Raw genomic sequence first — 16,351 nt, forward strand, 5'->3', positions numbered from 1 at the left:
TAGTTCACAAAATAAAAAAAGCCATGGAATAAATCCATGACTTTCTTAAAGTGCCTAGCGACGTCCTACTCTCACAGGGGGAAGCCCCCAACTACCATCGGCGCTAAAGAGCTTAACTTCCGTGTTCGGTATGGGAACGGGTGTGACCTCTTTGCCATCATCACTAGACTATGTTCGACCTCCAATACACGGCGTATTACTGTGTCTTGAAGTTCTCTTTTTGTTGAAAGAATTATTCTTTCAAAACTGGATAAACGTGCATTGAATGGTTCAAACGTTTTGGTTAAGTCCTCGATCGATTAGTATTCGTCAGCTCCATGTGTCACCACACTTCCACCTCGAACCTATCTACCTCATCGTCTTTGAGGGATCTTACTTACTTGCGTAATGGGAAATCTCATCTTGAGGGGGGCTTCATGCTTAGATGCTTTCAGCACTTATCCCGTCCACACATAGCTACCCAGCGATGCCTTTGGCAAGACAACTGGTACACCAGCGGTGTGTCCATCCCGGTCCTCTCGTACTAAGGACAGCTCCTCTCAAATTTCCTACGCCCACGACGGATAGGGACCGAACTGTCTCACGACGTTCTGAACCCAGCTCGCGTACCGCTTTAATGGGCGAACAGCCCAACCCTTGGGACCGACTACAGCCCCAGGATGCGATGAGCCGACATCGAGGTGCCAAACCTCCCCGTCGATGTGGACTCTTGGGGGAGATAAGCCTGTTATCCCCGGGGTAGCTTTTATCCGTTGAGCGATGGCCCTTCCATGCGGAACCACCGGATCACTAAGCCCGTCTTTCGACCCTGCTCGACTTGTAGGTCTCGCAGTCAAGCTCCCTTGTGCCTTTACACTCTACGAATGATTTCCAACCATTCTGAGGGAACCTTTGGGCGCCTCCGTTACCTTTTAGGAGGCGACCGCCCCAGTCAAACTGTCCGCCTGACACTGTCTCCTGCCCCGCTAAGGGGCATGGGTTAGAATTTCAATACAACCAGGGTAGTATCCCACCGACGCCTCCTTCGAAGCTGGCGCTCCGAGATCTCTGGCTCCTACCTATCCTGTACAAGTTGTACCAAAATTCAATATCAGGCTACAGTAAAGCTCCACGGGGTCTTTCCGTCCTGTCGCGGGTAACCTGCATCTTCACAGGTACTATAATTTCACCGAGTCTCTCGTTGAGACAGTGCCCAGATCGTTACGCCTTTCGTGCGGGTCGGAACTTACCCGACAAGGAATTTCGCTACCTTAGGACCGTTATAGTTACGGCCGCCGTTTACTGGGGCTTCAATTCGCAGCTTCGCTTGCGCTAACCACTCCTCTTAACCTTCCAGCACCGGGCAGGCGTCAGCCCCTATACGTCACCTTACGGTTTTGCAGAGACCTGTGTTTTTGCTAAACAGTCGCCTGGGCCTATTCACTGCGGCTCTCATGCGCTTGCACGCTCAAGAGCACCCCTTCTCCCGAAGTTACGGGGTCATTTTGCCGAGTTCCTTAACGAGAGTTCTCTCGCACACCTTAGGATTCTCTCCTCGACTACCTGTGTCGGTTTGCGGTACGGGCACCTCTCACCTCGATAGAGGCTTTTCTTGGCAGTGTGAAATCAGGAACTTCGTCCATACGGACTCGCCATCACAGCTCAACGTTACAGTGTGCGGATTTGCCTACACACACGCCTTACTGCTTGGACGCGCATATCCAACAGCGCGCTTACCCTATCCTACTGCGTCCCCCCATTTCTCAAACGGTGAGGAGGTGGTACAGGAATATCAACCTGTTGTCCATCGCCTACGCCTATCGGCCTCGGCTTAGGTCCCGACTAACCCTGAGCGGACGAGCCTTCCTCAGGAAACCTTAGTCATACGGTGGACGGGATTCTCACCCGTCTTTCGCTACTCATACCGGCATTCTCACTTCTAAGCGCTCCACCAGTCCTTCCGGTCTGACTTCAACGCACTTAGAACGCTCTCCTACCACTGACATCGTAGATGTCAATCCACAGCTTCGGTGAATCGTTTAGCCCCGATACATTTTCGGCGCAGCGTCACTCGACCAGTGAGCTATTACGCACTCTTTAAATGATGGCTGCTTCTAAGCCAACATCCTGGTTGTCTGTGCAACGCCACATCCTTTTCCACTTAACGATTACTTTGGGACCTTAGCTGGTGGTCTGGGCTGTTTCCCTTTTGACTACGGATCTTATCACTCGCAGTCTGACTCCCGTGTATAAATATCTGGCATTCGGAGTTTGTCTGAATTCGGTAAACCGGGATGGCCCCCTAGTCCAAACAGTGCTCTACCTCCAGTATTCTCATCACGAGGCTAGCCCTAAAGCTATTTCGGAGAGAACCAGCTATCTCCAAGTTCGATTGGAATTTCTCCGCTACCCACACCTCATCCCCGCACTTTTCAACGTGCGTGGGTTCGGGCCTCCAGTAAGTGTTACCTCACCTTCACCCTGGACATGGGTAGATCACCTGGTTTCGGGTCTACGACCACGTACTATTTCGCCCTATTCAGACTCGCTTTCGCTGCGGCTCCGCCTTCTAAAGCTTAACCTCGCACGTAATCGTAACTCGCCGGTTCATTCTACAAAAGGCACGCTATCACCCATTAACGGGCTCTAACTACTTGTAGGCACACGGTTTCAGGATCTCTTTCACTCCCCTTCCGGGGTGCTTTTCACCTTTCCCTCACGGTACTGGTTCACTATCGGTCACTAGGTAGTATTTAGCCTTGGGAGATGGTCCTCCCGGATTCCGACGGAATTTCACGTGTTCCGCCGTACTCAGGATCCACTCAGGAGGGAACGAACTTTCGACTACAGGGCTTTTACCTGCTCTGGCGGACCTTTCCAAGTCGCTTCATCTAACTCGCTCTTTTGTAACTCCGTATTGAGTGTCCTACAACCCCAAGAGGCAAGCCTCTTGGTTTGGGCTCTTCCCGTTTCGCTCGCCGCTACTCAGGGAATCGATTTTTCTTTCTCTTCCTCCAGGTACTTAGATGTTTCAGTTCCCTGGGTCTGCCTTCAAGACGCTATGTATTCACGTCAAGATACTACGCGATTAAACGTAGTGGGTTCCCCCATTCGGAAATCTCCGGATCAAAGCTCACTTACAGCTCCCCGAAGCATATCGGTGTTAGTGCCGTCCTTCTTCGGCTCCTAGTGCCAAGGCATTCGCCGTGCGCCCTTAATAACTTAACCAAGTTATTAAGCCTATAAAAAACTTAAAAAATAAATGTGTTTGTTACAATTTCAATGTCGTTTTATCCAGTTTTCAAAGAACAAGTTTTGAAGTGTTTCATTCAGAAGAATGAACCTTCAAAACTGAACGCAAAACGTAATCTTACAAACCCAAGGTTTGTATTCCGAAATAATCCTTAGAAAGGAGGTGATCCAGCCGCACCTTCCGATACGGCTACCTTGTTACGACTTCACCCCAATCATCTATCCCACCTTCGGCGGCTGGCTCCAAAAGGTTACCTCACCGACTTCGGGTGTTACAAACTCTCGTGGTGTGACGGGCGGTGTGTACAAGGCCCGGGAACGTATTCACCGCGGCATGCTGATCCGCGATTACTAGCGATTCCGGCTTCATGTAGGCGAGTTGCAGCCTACAATCCGAACTGAGAACGACTTTATCGGATTAGCTCCCTCTCGCGAGTTGGCAACCGTTTGTATCGTCCATTGTAGCACGTGTGTAGCCCAGGTCATAAGGGGCATGATGATTTGACGTCATCCCCACCTTCCTCCGGTTTGTCACCGGCAGTCACCTTAGAGTGCCCAACTAAATGATGGCAACTAAGATCAAGGGTTGCGCTCGTTGCGGGACTTAACCCAACATCTCACGACACGAGCTGACGACAACCATGCACCACCTGTCACCGTTGCCCCCGAAGGGGAAACTATATCTCTACAGTGGTCAACGGGATGTCAAGACCTGGTAAGGTTCTTCGCGTTGCTTCGAATTAAACCACATGCTCCACCGCTTGTGCGGGCCCCCGTCAATTCCTTTGAGTTTCAGTCTTGCGACCGTACTCCCCAGGCGGAGTGCTTAATGCGTTAGCTGCAGCACTAAGGGGCGGAAACCCCCTAACACTTAGCACTCATCGTTTACGGCGTGGACTACCAGGGTATCTAATCCTGTTTGCTCCCCACGCTTTCGCGCCTCAGTGTCAGTTACAGACCAGATAGTCGCCTTCGCCACTGGTGTTCCTCCAAATCTCTACGCATTTCACCGCTACACTTGGAATTCCACTATCCTCTTCTGCACTCAAGTCTCCCAGTTTCCAATGACCCTCCACGGTTGAGCCGTGGGCTTTCACATCAGACTTAAGAAACCACCTGCGCGCGCTTTACGCCCAATAATTCCGGACAACGCTTGCCACCTACGTATTACCGCGGCTGCTGGCACGTAGTTAGCCGTGGCTTTCTAATAAGGTACCGTCAAGGTACAGCCAGTTACTACTGTACTTGTTCTTCCCTTACAACAGAGTTTTACGAACCGAAATCCTTCTTCACTCACGCGGCGTTGCTCCATCAGGCTTTCGCCCATTGTGGAAGATTCCCTACTGCTGCCTCCCGTAGGAGTCTGGGCCGTGTCTCAGTCCCAGTGTGGCCGATCACCCTCTCAGGTCGGCTACGCATCGTCGCCTTGGTGAGCCGTTACCTCACCAACTAGCTAATGCGCCGCGGGCCCATCCTATAGCGACAGCCGAAACCGTCTTTCAGTGTTTCACCATGAGGTGAAACAAATTATTCGGTATTAGCCCCGGTTTCCCGGAGTTATCCCAAACTATAGGGTAGGTTGCCCACGTGTTACTCACCCGTCCGCCGCTAACGTCGAAGGAGCAAGCTCCTTCTCTGTTCGCTCGACTTGCATGTATTAGGCACGCCGCCAGCGTTCGTCCTGAGCCAGGATCAAACTCTCCATAAAAGAAATTTGATTAGCTCAAATTGTTTTGCTGGCATCAATTTTGATGTCCAAAATTTTTGTTTCGTTCACTCGCCGAAGCTAGCTACTTAAAACTTTATTGATTACGTTTTGCTTGTTCAGTTTTCAAGGTTCATTTAGTAGTTATACTAAGTAACTTTTTATAATTTAACATAATGTTAACTTACTGTCAACCGTTTATGTTAATATTTTTTAAGTTGTTCGTTTGTTTCGTAACAACGTGTTTAAATATATCATCATAAATTTAAGTTTGCAAGTGTTTCATTAAAGTAAAACTATTCACATTATTAAAAATCGAGTTTCTTCTATATAATGTATAAAAATAATAACTTCTTTTGTTTAGGATTTACACTTTTTTCGATTTCCTTAAACAATAAAAAAACACTTCAATTGTTAGTACCTTACCTAACAATTGAAGTGTCTGTTTAACTACCGTACCCAAATGAAGTATGCAAGGAAGACAAAGAATAAACCATACATCATCGGGTGAATTTCTTTTTTACGACCTGCTAATAACATTGTAATTGGGTAGAATACGAAGCCGATTGCAATACCAGTAGCAATTGAATAACCGAGTGGCATCATTAGTACGGTAAAGAATGCAGGTACTGCTATTTCGAATTTATCCCAATCAATTAAACGTAATGACGATACCATCAGTACCCCTACGATTACTAAAGCCGGAGCAGTAACTGCTGGCGTTACAACCGCTAATAATGGTGAGAAGAATAGAGCAACTAAGAATAGTACTGCTGTTACGACTGCAGAGAATCCTGAGCGAGCCCCTGCTGCAACACCAGAAGTTGACTCTACATAAGCAGTTGTTGTAGATGTACCAAATAAAGAACCGATTGTCGTTGCTAGTGCATCTGCCATTAAAGCACGTCCTGCACGTGGTAATTTATTATCTTTTACTAAGCCTGCCTGCGTTGCTACAGCCATTAAAGTACCAGCTGTATCAAAGAAATCAACAAACAAGAATGTTAACACTACTACTAAAAACTTCACGTTAAATAATGTACCGAAGTCACCAAGTGGTTCTAATGCTACCATGAATGTAGAATCTACACTTGGGATAGCTGAAACAACCGCTGTTGGAGGATCGATGATACCTGTAATCATCCCAATAACTGCAGTAATCACCATCCCTAAGAAAATACCAACACTGCGTAATTTAATGATAAGAATAACTGAAAGTATAATTCCGAATACTGCTAATAATGTAGCGCCTGTGAAACTTCCTAAAGTGACTAATGTCGCTGGGCTATCAACAATAATCCCTGCACCTTGTAAACCAACGAATGTGATAAATAAACCAATACCTGCCGAAACAGCATATTTAAGTTGTACCGGAATAGCGTTAATAACGGTTTCACGGATACCTGTTAAAGATAAAATAATAAAGATAATCCCCGAGAAGAATACACCTGTTAAACCAGTTTGCCATGGAATACCGTATGCTCCGACTACAGTAAATGCAAAGAATGCATTTAGCCCCATCCCAGGAGCAAGTGAAATCGGGAACTTAGCGAAAATCCCCATAATCAAAGAACCGACTGCTGCTGCTAATGCTGTTGCTACGAAAACAGCACCTTTATCCATCCCTGCATTTTCTAGAATACCTGGGTTAACAGCTAGAATATATGCCATTGCAAGGAAGGTTGTAATACCACCTATGATTTCGCGGCGATAATTAGTTCCTAATTCATCGAACATGAAATATTTTTTCATTATCAAAAAATCCTCCGTGTGGTCGTCTTCAATATCGAAAACAAAAAAGACACGCTGACTACTCTACTAGTCGCATGTCTACGATATGTTTCATCACAAATAGTGTGTGAAACAAATTAGTGTTTATACATTTTTGTATAAACCTAAATCGTAGTCAAGTTATTTACGGTAACTTGGTAGAAACTCACGGGCCTTATCCCCGACATTATACGACGACGTATTTAATTTACATTCGTAATATATCATTTCATTTTTTAGATTTCAACCCTATTTCCGAACATTTTTCTAAAAAGAAATACGAAAGTTCGTGTAAAATTCTTATTTAATGTTCATGTTCTACTAAAATCGCTACTAAATAAACGATGTACTGAACATTCCACCAACCAATATAAAGCAAAAAACCCCCTAGATTTCTAGAGGATCCTTCCTTTGAATTTATGCCTTAGCTCATCACTTTACTTTGCAAGAGTTGAATTCTTTTTTCTAATTTCTCTTTCCAATCTTCCGCTAGTGCATCTACTGCTTGTATTTGTTTCATAGCGATCGCATCTTTGTTTTTAAAGTACACTTCATTGCAATACAAAACTGATATACGTGCAGGATGCTTTTCTACAAGCTCAATTGATGAATCTGCGCAAATTGTTCCTTCTTCTAGTACACGCGCAAGGAAGCCTGTATAGCCCGTTTCGATTAAACGTTTGAGTAATATGTTGGCCTCTGTATATCTATCAATCGTACTACACGGAATACGTCCTTGTGTAATTTGGATGACAACATCACCAATTTTATAAATATCACCAATACAAACATCTGCTTCTAACATATTCGTTACGGTTAAGTTTTCCCCAAATGCAGCAGTGGGTAACGTTTTTCCAAGTTCCTGTTCCCATTGTATGTAATGCTCCGCAGGATATAAACAAACTGCTCGGTCAGGGCCACCATGATGTTTTTTATCTGCCACATCATCCCCTTCAAAGCCTTGAGAGGACAAATAAACTTCTTGCACTCGTTGCTTTTCAATCCCTGTAATCATTGAACGCCCTTTACTATCAACCAATTCTTTTGGCATCCCAACAGCTAATGTATGAATCATTGGTATATTTTTCTCCATTTAAATCCCCCCTAATCTAAATAGTATAATTTCTTTTGCATTCTTTTAGTTTACTACACACAACACTTTACCAGCAATTTTTGCATGTTGAGATACTTCATTTGGCCATAAATTCAGCAAGAATTAAATCAAAAAAAGCCCTAAAAACCTCTCAGGGCTTTTAGGGCTATTGCTACTATTCCCACTCAATAGTTGCAGGTGGCTTAGATGTAATATCGTACAGTACGCGGTTAACATGTTTTACTTCGTTTACTAGGCGGACAGAGATTTTCTCTAATACATCCCAAGGAATACGTGCCCAGTCAGAAGTCATACCGTCGATAGATGTAACGGCACGGATACCAATTGCATAGTCATACGTACGTGCATCGCCCATTACACCAACTGAACGGATATCAGGTAATACCGTGAAGTATTGCCAGATGTCAGGGCAATTAATTTTATATGTAAGTTAAACTTCTATTTAATTTCAACTTCTAAATAGTAGCACGTTTTTCATAAAAAATCTAGATTATTAATAAGGAAACTACTCATTATGGGTCAACAACCTATCATTATATTTACAAAATGCACTCGAAAGAGTGCCCTGTTTTATTGCTTGTTGCGTAAAGTATGGATTGCGATGTCGTGTTCTAAAATCTTATCAGTGATGTATTTCAATGTATTAGATAGTTGTTCATCTGAATCTTGCTGTAGCTTCACGGTATGTTCAACCATTTCACCAAGACTGTCGACCTTACCTTTCACTTCAGATAGTTCTTGTTTCACTTCAGCTATTTCAGATTTAAGTTCAGCTTTCATTTCAGCCATTTCAGCTTTCAATTCAGCTTTCATGTCGTCCATGCCTTTAGTGATGTTTTGAAGCATTTCAATAATTAAGTTTTCGTTTGTCATTTTGACCACTCCTAAGATGTTTCTTGTTATTCCTCTATCTATTCAGGAAACTTTAGTCTTTCCAACATTTCGGCATACTGTGCCGTTCGGTTCTTTTCACGTTGTATTTCTTCTTCAGCTAGTTGACTGATTTTATCAAGATTAGAGTCGATTGAATCAAAACTTGTATGCATTGACGCAAAATGCCCATCTATCGAATCAAGCTTTTTATCCAGTGAATCAAAGCTTGTATGCATTTCAGTGTTTAGTTCTTTTATATCTGCATGAAAGCTATCCATATTGTTTTGAAGTTCCTTCAACATGCCCATAATCGCTTTTTTAGCTTCATTATCGTTCATATCATCCATTGTTAATTTCCCCTTTCAGTCGGAATAAAAAGGCACTCATTTGAATGCCTTGTTTTACTTCTTGTCTATTACATTTAAAATCATGCTGTGCTTGCCAACTTCACCAGCTAGGTAATTAATATACCTTGCATGTTTAGCTGTTTTCTGTGTGATAGTGTCAACATTTTCAACTACTCTATTGTGTTCTTCCGTAGAAACCTGTTTGAACTCATTTACTTCAATTCGTAGTTCTTTGATTTCCTTTTCCAAACCATCAAAGCGTTGTTTCATTTCAGCTTGCATATCTTGAAGCATTTCCATAATCTGCTTAAGTTCGTTTTCCAAAACAGTTCACCCCAAATTCAATAATAACATTTTAATCTGTAAGCAAGATTGCTTAATTTTAATTATGGGATATTTTTAAATTAGAGATTTTGGACATAAAAAAAGATGCCGATACATCAGCTTTAATGCATCCGTACTAGCATCAATTTAGAAGGTCTAATTCTTTTACTCTTCAATTTCGAATAAATCATCATCTTCAATTACGAACGGTTCCCCGTCTTTAACGAGTACATATAAATCATCAACTTCAATTTCACCATGAAAAACTGAATGTTTATATTCACCAATATCAATTGTAAGTTCTTTAACAATGCCGTTTTCATCAGTACTTGCAAGAATTGTATATAAACCATCTGCACCAGTTTCAAATACCACTCCTTCATTTGTTAAAGCATCGCCTATTTTTATTTGTGCTGTGTCAACTGGTATAATTCCATAAATAAACATGCCATTTTTAATATTTGTTTTCATTTTTAATCATCCTTTTCTTGTAAGTTTTTTAACCTCTCCCCCTTTCAACAACGTATTGGCCCACTTCAGACCAAAAAGAATACAAAAAAAAATTCACCCCCAAAAGTTCATAACGAACTAATAGGTGTGATTGTTTATTAATATTCAACTAGATAATCAGTCCTGTTTCTTTCCCTTCTCTACAAGGGTTTTAACATCATAAGGAACTCTACCATAAGCTAATGCTTCATATACGGCATGTGAATCTACAAGAAGATTTACGTAACCACCGTTTGGCACAGACACCATGCTTAAAGCATCATGTGCATCTGACATATAAACTCCACGCTTTTTACCAAACTTCACTAGTATATTTTGAAATTTATGTTCGGGTTCTGCAATAGTTTTATACTGATTTGATACCTCTACTAGTTTTTTAAAGTATGCAAGTTTAGCTTCCATTAATTCAAAACGTAGTTTTGTAACCGCATCACTTTCATCAGCAGCATATGCAGACTTTGCCTTGGTAAGTTCAGCAAGTACCTTTTCTATATCGTCTGATTTGTATTCTTGGATAAGCTGAATTTCCTTTGTCAATTTCGCTTCTTTTTCATGTAGGTTTTCAAGTGCTGTTCTTTCTTTATCGAAGGTACTTTCTACTACTTGACCAAGTAAAACCATCTTCTCTAATTCCTTATATTCGACTTCTTTCGTTTGTCTTTCCAGTTGTGTTTCAACCAATTCAGTATGCTTTTTTTCAAGTGCTTTTTCGTAGTTTGATTCAACTGTACCTACCTTGCCTATTAACGAAAGAAAGTTTTCTTTTAAAGTCGCCATTATTTAGCACCAGCCTTTTTTAGCTTTTCAGTAACTTCAACAGTAGCCTTTTCTAGTGCCTTTAGTTGTTCTTTCAATTCTTCAACTGTTTCAGTAACTTCTTCAGCTTTAGCTTCTTTTTCACGTTGGTTTAAAATATCTGCTTCTCTTTCTGCACGCTTTCTTGCTTGTTCTGTTACCCCAGCTAGTATGTTCATGTATGCACTCATAGTCTCTATTCCCCTTTTTGAATATTAATTTTCAATAGTTCAACACTTAGTCATTACTTCATAGTTGGACTTTGCAACCTTCCCAGTAAGCTTGCTTTACGTTCTTCAACTGTTTTAAAGTTGCTAGAAGTTGCGTTTGTATTGATACCAAGCTGTTGCATCCTCTTATGGTTTTCAGCTTCAACTACATAGCTGAAGTGCTTAATAAACATATCCACATGCTTATCGGAGGGCGAATCCTTGCTTACCATCTTGAGAATATATTGCCTAACTCGGTTGTATGCGTCTACCTCGTCAGCACTAACGTAAGTAGCTTCCAACGCCTTCAGGTATTCGTTAAAGGCATCTATCTTATCCCACTTGTAAAAAGTTTGAGTGGAAATTTTCAACTCTTTGCAGATGTCGCCAATGCTTAAACCATCAACTATACGAAGCTTCACGTACTTCTTAGCAAAGCTGACCATGTTCTCGGAAAGCGAAGGTGGTGCTGGTATCTCGTTAATTTTGCCCATTCAATAATTCCTCCATTTCTTTTTCGTTACCGTCTACGATGATTTTTAACATGGCAAATTGCCAATCTCCCATTCCAGCACGTCTACAAGCTTGCAATATATGCAACTGGACAATTGAAGAAGGTTCAACTGTACCCTGTTCAATTTTGCTTATATAACTGCGACTGTAATTCGTAGCTTTCGCTAAGTCTTGCTGGGAATAGCCCACAAACATCCGCATTTGTTTTAATAATTCAGCTGACATCATGTCTTTCATTTCACTTCCTTTACTGTTCAAATTGGCAGTACAACTTAAAAAGAAAAGGTGCAGTCTTTCGACCACACCAATTACTAGGGGAAACATTTCACCTTATTAATTCCTACTATTAGGTATTCGAAAACAGGTGAAAGTAAGACGTTTATAAAAATTTTTATGGAACGATAAAGAATATGTTTGGTATTCGGTGTATCAGCCTTTTTATGCTTCTGCCTAGGGAAAGGATTCTATGTGAAAAATTCAGAAAAAAATTTTGAAGTTGATTTTGAAGAATTGAAATAGAGGTACAGGGTGTACCCCCCAAAAGAAAGCATGATGTTCTCGTGGATTTCAGAAAAGCAAACAATGAAAAAATGGGGGTTATACTCTCGAAACACCTAAACTAGAAAAACAGCCCCCCTTCCACCCATGATGCCCCTTTAGTAGTTTTGAATATTAATCTTCAATTATCAATTCACTTCTATACACGAAACCATTCTTCAACTGAAAAACAAATCATTCTTTCAAAATGGAACACGAAACGAATATATTCAAATTCACAACAGGAACACGAAAGAACTAAACACAACAATAAGGATTCTTTTATGCGAACACGCTGTATAGTTTCTTGTTCCGTAATGGAATACGCATCTATAATAAAAGGTGTTGTTCAGTGGGTTAGTATAATATTATGCAGTATCTTATGTGGTTGCTGGTAGGTTCTGGATAATAGGAAAGTGACTGGGGTATGGGTAATATAGAATCAGTGCCCCTTTTAAATATTAAGCTATAAGAAAAACCCACCAGTAGAAATTGGCGGGCTTTCAAATTGATTGAAAAGGGGTTTAGTTGGATTGGAATAACCCTATTTCTTAGAATATCCCTTCAGTACTTTATCTATACCATCTTTCCCACCTCTAAAGTATCCGTTCCCATAGGCTATATTCATAATAAGCATCTCTTCTTCCGTTAAATCACGGTCTAAATTATATTCAATTTGATTTAAGGTTGCTAAGTCATAATCATCTGTAGACCTCGAATCAAAATGGGCATGGAAAAGGTATTCTAAAAATTTATTACGTTCTCCATTCTCCATATCTTTAACTAATGAAATCATTTGTTCAGCTGTCTTAGACGTTTTTGTCTTAGACACTTCTAACTGCTTCCCTTGTCTAATACCGAAAACATTCTTTAAAAAGTTGTTAACAAGGTCACTCTTTGCACCCTTTCCCTTTTGCTTACCGAACTGTTTCAAAGAATCGATAACGTCAATGTCTAAGTAGATAGACACCTGTTTCTTTTCAACTTGTTTTTCCTTTTGATAGAACTGGTCTAACTCGATTTTATTTGTAGATTCTATGTCAGTCATGATGTACCTCCAAAAAATTATAAAGATAATTTCGCAAAATTTTTATGTAAATTGCTTTCCTATTATAGCAAAAAAACATCAAAATCTATGTGGGAATAATTGAGACTATGCCTTCCCCACTTAACTGCACTTCGATTGGTCTCAAGCAAGTTTAAAGGTTAATATTTCTACTGATAATTAAACTTTGTAGCTTTATAGTAGTGTAATAAAAAAGAGGTGCAATTAATGCACCTCCACGTATCAAGTGTTATCAGTTCTGTCGCTACTGCCTGCGTTATGACCCCACCCCAATTCGTTGGCTTTTTCCATAAGAGTTGTAGCAATACCTAAATCAGGTATTCTTGCTTGCCCCCTTGCTGCTTGTAGAGTTCCGTCTGGTCGTCTCCAGATAAATCGAAAGCCCATTTGCATAGTGCCATCATCATAAATATAACGACACCACTGTAAACAAAGAACCCAATCATTTCCTACCTTGCTTTCATCGTAAGCAATCTCATTTATCACCTGTACTCTAGCAGAAGTTGCCATAAAGTTTACACCCCCATTAATTTTTACGCATCAGACCAATATGACTGATGTGTACCATGATGCTAATGTAACACATCAGTCTGATTGTGTAAATGAATAAACAGATTATTTTTTCAATGTAACAAAATACATAAAAAGTTACATTCATTTTGCCTAAAATGCTGGATTCCCATGAAATTAAGTGGTATTCTAACTTTAATAAAAAATATGTTACATTCAAAACATTGATTTTAAAGGGGTTACAGTAATGGCAAGTAAAAAAGATGAGATTAAAGATGTGCAACCGATACGGTCATTAGAAAAGTTAGAGGACATGAAATGGTCATTGAAGAAGTGGTGTGGAGAACGTGATTACATACTTTTCCTTTTAGGAATCAATACTGGTTTACGTGTAAGTGATTTATTGGCGTTAAAAATTAATGACGTGAAGAAGAAGAAGGATTTTGTCATTAAGGAAGGGAAAACTAAGAAACAACGAACTATTCAATTAAATAACGTTTATGAAGAATTAAATGCCTATATCGACACCCTACATGGCACTGAATGGCTTTTCCCTTCTCGTAAAGGTGATAAGCCTATAAGTAGAATCCAAGCGTACAGACAGCTAAATAAAGCGTCTGACATGGTGGATATACCTGACGGAATCGGCACTCATACAATGCGTAAAACATTCGGCTACTGGTACTATAAACAATCCAAAGATGTAGCTAAATTACAAATGATACTCAACCACTCACACCCTGACATAACATTAAAGTATATTGGCATCACTGAAGAAGAAATTGAAAACAGCTTGTTGAATTTTAAACTGTAGAGAATCGGCTTTTGCTGGTTCTCTCTTTGTTTTCTAGTAGCTTTCAGCACCTCGTATAACGTCACCAGCGTTGAGTCTAATAAGCTGAAATGGTTTAATACAGTAAGGGAAACCACTTTATACTTTATTTCCTTTTCCACACACACGGCACGATACATGGAGGATTCACACCGATATTCACTGCACACGTAGACACACATCAGACACAAACCGCATACACGTTAAATATTTTTATACATGTGACACCACATAGTCACTCTACTTTGTGCCTGAACACCCCCCCACCTTTAAAAGCGTAATAGTTCAAAACATTCTTCTCGAACAAAGTTCTCGAAGCATCTTCAAACTGAAACATTGAATTGCTTGTTCTGAACAATGCATGTCTTCCTTTCAGATTACTACTTTATGTTTTCATTTTAGCGTGGAAGTGCTTTTCTTCCACGTGCGAAGCATCTTCTTTTTTCTTTTTTTATACTCTTCTCTTTTAAAGGGGATTTGCTACAAACCCAGTCATATCAAGGGTTTCAGCAATCGTTTACTAAGCAGTGAAAGTAAAGATTTTTTTCAACATCAAATTACTTGTCTGAATATCCCCATTTCCTTGTTTAAAGGTATGAAGAAACATTTACGAAATCGGGGGAATATCACCATGAATCTAATCAATCCAGTACGACAACTAAACACTCCAACAATCAAAGTAATTGATTCAATTATGGGAAGTGGGAAATCCAGTTGGGCTATCCATCACATGAACAATGCACCAGCACGGCAAAAATTCATCTACATAACACCATTCAGGGATGAAGTGAAACGTATCATTTCAGATTGTACCAGTAGAGAATTTGTTCAGCCATCAAATGAAGATGGCACAAAACTTGAAGATATTAAACGCCTGATTTCTGAAGGTGCTGATATTGCTTCAACTCATTCGTTATTCCAGCGTGTGGATGCGGAACTATTAGACTTATTAGCAAGCGAAAACTATACACTTATTTTGGATGAAGTAATGAATGTAATTGCACCATTAGAAGAATATACAAAGTCCGATTTACGGCTATTATACAGTGAAGGAATTATAAAGGTGGATGATGGGGGTTTTGTACGCTGGAATAAGCCTGAATACGATAGCGATGACGGTTATTTCACTAAAATACGCAACCTTGCTAACGCTGGAAATTTGATGATGTATGAGAATGATGAAGGGCAACCCGTTGTCTTGTATTGGACATTTCCAGCAGAATCTTTCCATTGTTTTGATGAAATTTATTTACTGACATATTTATTTGATGGGCAAATTCAACGGGCATATTTTGACCTGTTCAGAGTTCAATATAATTATTATTCTGTTGCCAACATTGAAGGCACATATCAACTTACTAAATACAACCAATATCACAACGAACAGCTTGCACATATCAGGGACAACATTAATATTTACACACCTTCACCAGCTGATAGAAAGGATATGAACAAAGTTGGCGATAAGCGTATAGATTTCAGCATGAGTAATTTGCGAACAAGAACCAAACAAACAGCAATAAAAAAGGTACTCAAAGATAACGCTTATAATTTCTACCGCAATAAATGCAAGGTTTCAACGGATGAAGTCATGTGGACAACATTCAAAGAATTTCAAGATACATTAACACCAACGGGTCTGAAAAATTCCTTTGTTTCCGTGAATTGTAGGGCTACCAATCAATATCAAGATAAATCTGTATGTATTTATTTAGCAAATCGTTTTATGAATCCAGTAACAAAGAATTTCTTCTTTAAGCATGGCGTTCAGGTTGATGAAGATACTTTTGCCCTTTCTGAATTGCTTCAGTGGCTGTTTAGAAGCCGTATCAGACATGGGCAACAAATAAACCTGTATATCCCGTCAAAGCGTATGAGAACACTTCTGACTGACTATTTGGAAGGGGACTTGTAGTATGTCAAATAGCATATATAACGTAAAACTCACTGATAAGGATGTTTACAAAATCCTATATCTAACCAAGGTTAAAAAGCTTCTTCCATATCAGATAGAA

14 protein-coding genes, 3 rRNA genes, 1 pseudogene and 1 riboswitch are annotated in these 16,351 nt (G+C 40.4%); of the genes and pseudogenes, 2 read left to right on the plus strand and 16 right to left on the minus strand.

Annotated features, from left to right (window positions below; genetic code table 11):
- Positions 1–52: 52 nt before the first annotated feature.
- The 16 genes and pseudogenes from rrf to MHB40_RS22185 all read right to left on the minus strand — a co-directional run bounded on the left by rrf (position 53) and on the right by MHB40_RS22185 (position 13,504).
- Positions 53–168: ribosomal RNA gene (gene rrf, locus MHB40_RS22110) — 5S ribosomal RNA — on the minus strand.
- A 111-nt stretch (positions 169–279) separates the two neighbouring features.
- A 23S ribosomal RNA gene (locus MHB40_RS22115) occupies positions 280–3,207 on the minus strand.
- A gap of 180 nt (positions 3,208–3,387) precedes the next feature.
- Positions 3,388–4,939, minus strand: a 16S ribosomal RNA gene (locus MHB40_RS22120).
- The 16S, 23S and 5S rRNA genes sit together here, the layout of an rRNA operon.
- Positions 4,940–5,386: 447 nt before the next feature.
- Positions 5,387–6,688, minus strand: coding sequence for an NCS2 family permease (locus MHB40_RS22125; protein WP_205445752.1), 1,302 nt, complete (start codon positions 6,686–6,688; stop codon positions 5,387–5,389).
- A 131-nt stretch (positions 6,689–6,819) separates the two neighbouring features.
- A riboswitch (purine riboswitch) is annotated at positions 6,820–6,921 on the minus strand.
- 209 nt (positions 6,922–7,130) lie between these two features.
- Positions 7,131–7,799: an MOSC domain-containing protein gene (locus MHB40_RS22130; RefSeq protein ID WP_205445753.1), complete on the minus strand. Its 669-nt coding sequence runs from the start codon at positions 7,797–7,799 to the stop codon at positions 7,131–7,133.
- A 175-nt stretch (positions 7,800–7,974) separates the two neighbouring features.
- A pseudogene (locus tag MHB40_RS22135) lies at positions 7,975–8,226 on the minus strand (GMP synthase (glutamine-hydrolyzing)); the annotation flags it as partial.
- Positions 8,227–8,390: 164 nt separating this feature from the next.
- A complete protein-coding gene (locus MHB40_RS22140; protein WP_342533467.1) occupies positions 8,391–8,693 on the minus strand; it encodes a hypothetical protein in 303 nt (100 codons plus the stop codon).
- 38 nt (positions 8,694–8,731) lie between these two features.
- Positions 8,732–9,040 carry a hypothetical protein gene (locus MHB40_RS22145; protein ID WP_333006918.1) on the minus strand — a complete coding sequence of 103 codons (309 nt, stop codon included), beginning with the start codon at positions 9,038–9,040 and terminating at the stop codon, positions 8,732–8,734.
- 54 nt (positions 9,041–9,094) lie between these two features.
- Complete coding sequence (locus tag MHB40_RS22150) at positions 9,095–9,364, minus strand: hypothetical protein (protein WP_342533469.1); 270 nt, start codon at positions 9,362–9,364, stop codon at positions 9,095–9,097.
- 165 nt (positions 9,365–9,529) lie between these two features.
- Positions 9,530–9,835: a hypothetical protein gene (locus MHB40_RS22155; protein ID WP_342533470.1), complete on the minus strand. Its 306-nt coding sequence runs from the start codon at positions 9,833–9,835 to the stop codon at positions 9,530–9,532.
- Positions 9,836–9,991: 156 nt separating this feature from the next.
- Positions 9,992–10,651: a hypothetical protein gene (locus tag MHB40_RS22160; protein WP_342533471.1), complete on the minus strand. Its 660-nt coding sequence runs from the start codon at positions 10,649–10,651 to the stop codon at positions 9,992–9,994.
- A complete protein-coding gene (locus tag MHB40_RS22165; RefSeq protein WP_342533472.1) occupies positions 10,651–10,860 on the minus strand; it encodes a hypothetical protein in 210 nt (69 codons plus the stop codon). The genes MHB40_RS22160 and MHB40_RS22165 overlap by 1 nt, the downstream gene beginning before the upstream one ends.
- Before the next feature lie 53 nt (positions 10,861–10,913).
- Complete coding sequence (locus tag MHB40_RS22170; protein ID WP_342533473.1) at positions 10,914–11,372, minus strand: phBC6A51 family helix-turn-helix protein; 459 nt, start codon at positions 11,370–11,372, stop codon at positions 10,914–10,916.
- Positions 11,359–11,628 carry a helix-turn-helix transcriptional regulator gene (locus MHB40_RS22175; RefSeq protein ID WP_342533474.1) on the minus strand — a complete coding sequence of 90 codons (270 nt, stop codon included), beginning with the start codon at positions 11,626–11,628 and terminating at the stop codon, positions 11,359–11,361. The genes MHB40_RS22170 and MHB40_RS22175 overlap by 14 nt, the downstream gene beginning before the upstream one ends.
- A gap of 844 nt (positions 11,629–12,472) precedes the next feature.
- Positions 12,473–12,976, minus strand: coding sequence for a hypothetical protein (locus tag MHB40_RS22180; protein WP_342533475.1), 504 nt, complete (start codon positions 12,974–12,976; stop codon positions 12,473–12,475).
- 240 nt (positions 12,977–13,216) lie between these two features.
- Positions 13,217–13,504 (minus strand): hypothetical protein, encoded by a 288-nt coding sequence (locus tag MHB40_RS22185; RefSeq protein WP_333006796.1) that lies wholly within the window; start codon positions 13,502–13,504, stop codon positions 13,217–13,219.
- Between the two features lie 247 nt (positions 13,505–13,751).
- Here MHB40_RS22185 and MHB40_RS22190 point away from each other — a divergent pair, with 247 nt between their 5' ends.
- Positions 13,752–14,318: a site-specific integrase gene (locus MHB40_RS22190; RefSeq protein ID WP_342533476.1), complete on the plus strand. Its 567-nt coding sequence runs from the start codon at positions 13,752–13,754 to the stop codon at positions 14,316–14,318.
- 649 nt (positions 14,319–14,967) lie between these two features.
- Positions 14,968–16,251 carry a hypothetical protein gene (locus MHB40_RS22195; protein ID WP_342533477.1) on the plus strand — a complete coding sequence of 428 codons (1,284 nt, stop codon included), beginning with the start codon at positions 14,968–14,970 and terminating at the stop codon, positions 16,249–16,251.
- Positions 16,252–16,351: the final 100 nt, after the last annotated feature.

Source organism: Lysinibacillus sp. FSL K6-0057 (genome assembly GCF_038630885.1).
GTDB lineage: Bacteria > Bacillota > Bacilli > Bacillales_A > Planococcaceae > Lysinibacillus > Lysinibacillus fusiformis_F.

Excerpts from the sequence above, each read along its gene's own strand:
- MHB40_RS22125 (WP_205445752.1), bottom strand. The coding sequence starts at position 6,688 with ATGAAAAAATATTTCATGTTCGATGAATTAGGAACTAATTATCGCCGC.
- MHB40_RS22130 (WP_205445753.1), bottom strand. The coding sequence starts at position 7,799 with ATGGAGAAAAATATACCAATGATTCATACATTAGCTGTTGGGATGCCA.
- MHB40_RS22140 (WP_342533467.1), bottom strand. The coding sequence starts at position 8,693 with ATGACAAACGAAAACTTAATTATTGAAATGCTTCAAAACATCACTAAA.
- MHB40_RS22145 (WP_333006918.1), bottom strand. The coding sequence starts at position 9,040 with ATGGATGATATGAACGATAATGAAGCTAAAAAAGCGATTATGGGCATG.
- MHB40_RS22155 (WP_342533470.1), bottom strand. The coding sequence starts at position 9,835 with ATGAAAACAAATATTAAAAATGGCATGTTTATTTATGGAATTATACCA.
- MHB40_RS22160 (WP_342533471.1), bottom strand. The coding sequence starts at position 10,651 with ATGGCGACTTTAAAAGAAAACTTTCTTTCGTTAATAGGCAAGGTAGGT.
- MHB40_RS22165 (WP_342533472.1), bottom strand. The coding sequence starts at position 10,860 with ATGAGTGCATACATGAACATACTAGCTGGGGTAACAGAACAAGCAAGA.
- MHB40_RS22170 (WP_342533473.1), bottom strand. The coding sequence starts at position 11,372 with ATGGGCAAAATTAACGAGATACCAGCACCACCTTCGCTTTCCGAGAAC.
- MHB40_RS22175 (WP_342533474.1), bottom strand. The coding sequence starts at position 11,628 with ATGAAAGACATGATGTCAGCTGAATTATTAAAACAAATGCGGATGTTT.
- MHB40_RS22180 (WP_342533475.1), bottom strand. The coding sequence starts at position 12,976 with ATGACTGACATAGAATCTACAAATAAAATCGAGTTAGACCAGTTCTAT.
- MHB40_RS22185 (WP_333006796.1), bottom strand. The coding sequence starts at position 13,504 with ATGGCAACTTCTGCTAGAGTACAGGTGATAAATGAGATTGCTTACGAT.
- MHB40_RS22190 (WP_342533476.1), top strand. The coding sequence starts at position 13,752 with ATGGCAAGTAAAAAAGATGAGATTAAAGATGTGCAACCGATACGGTCA.
- MHB40_RS22195 (WP_342533477.1), top strand. The coding sequence starts at position 14,968 with ATGAATCTAATCAATCCAGTACGACAACTAAACACTCCAACAATCAAA.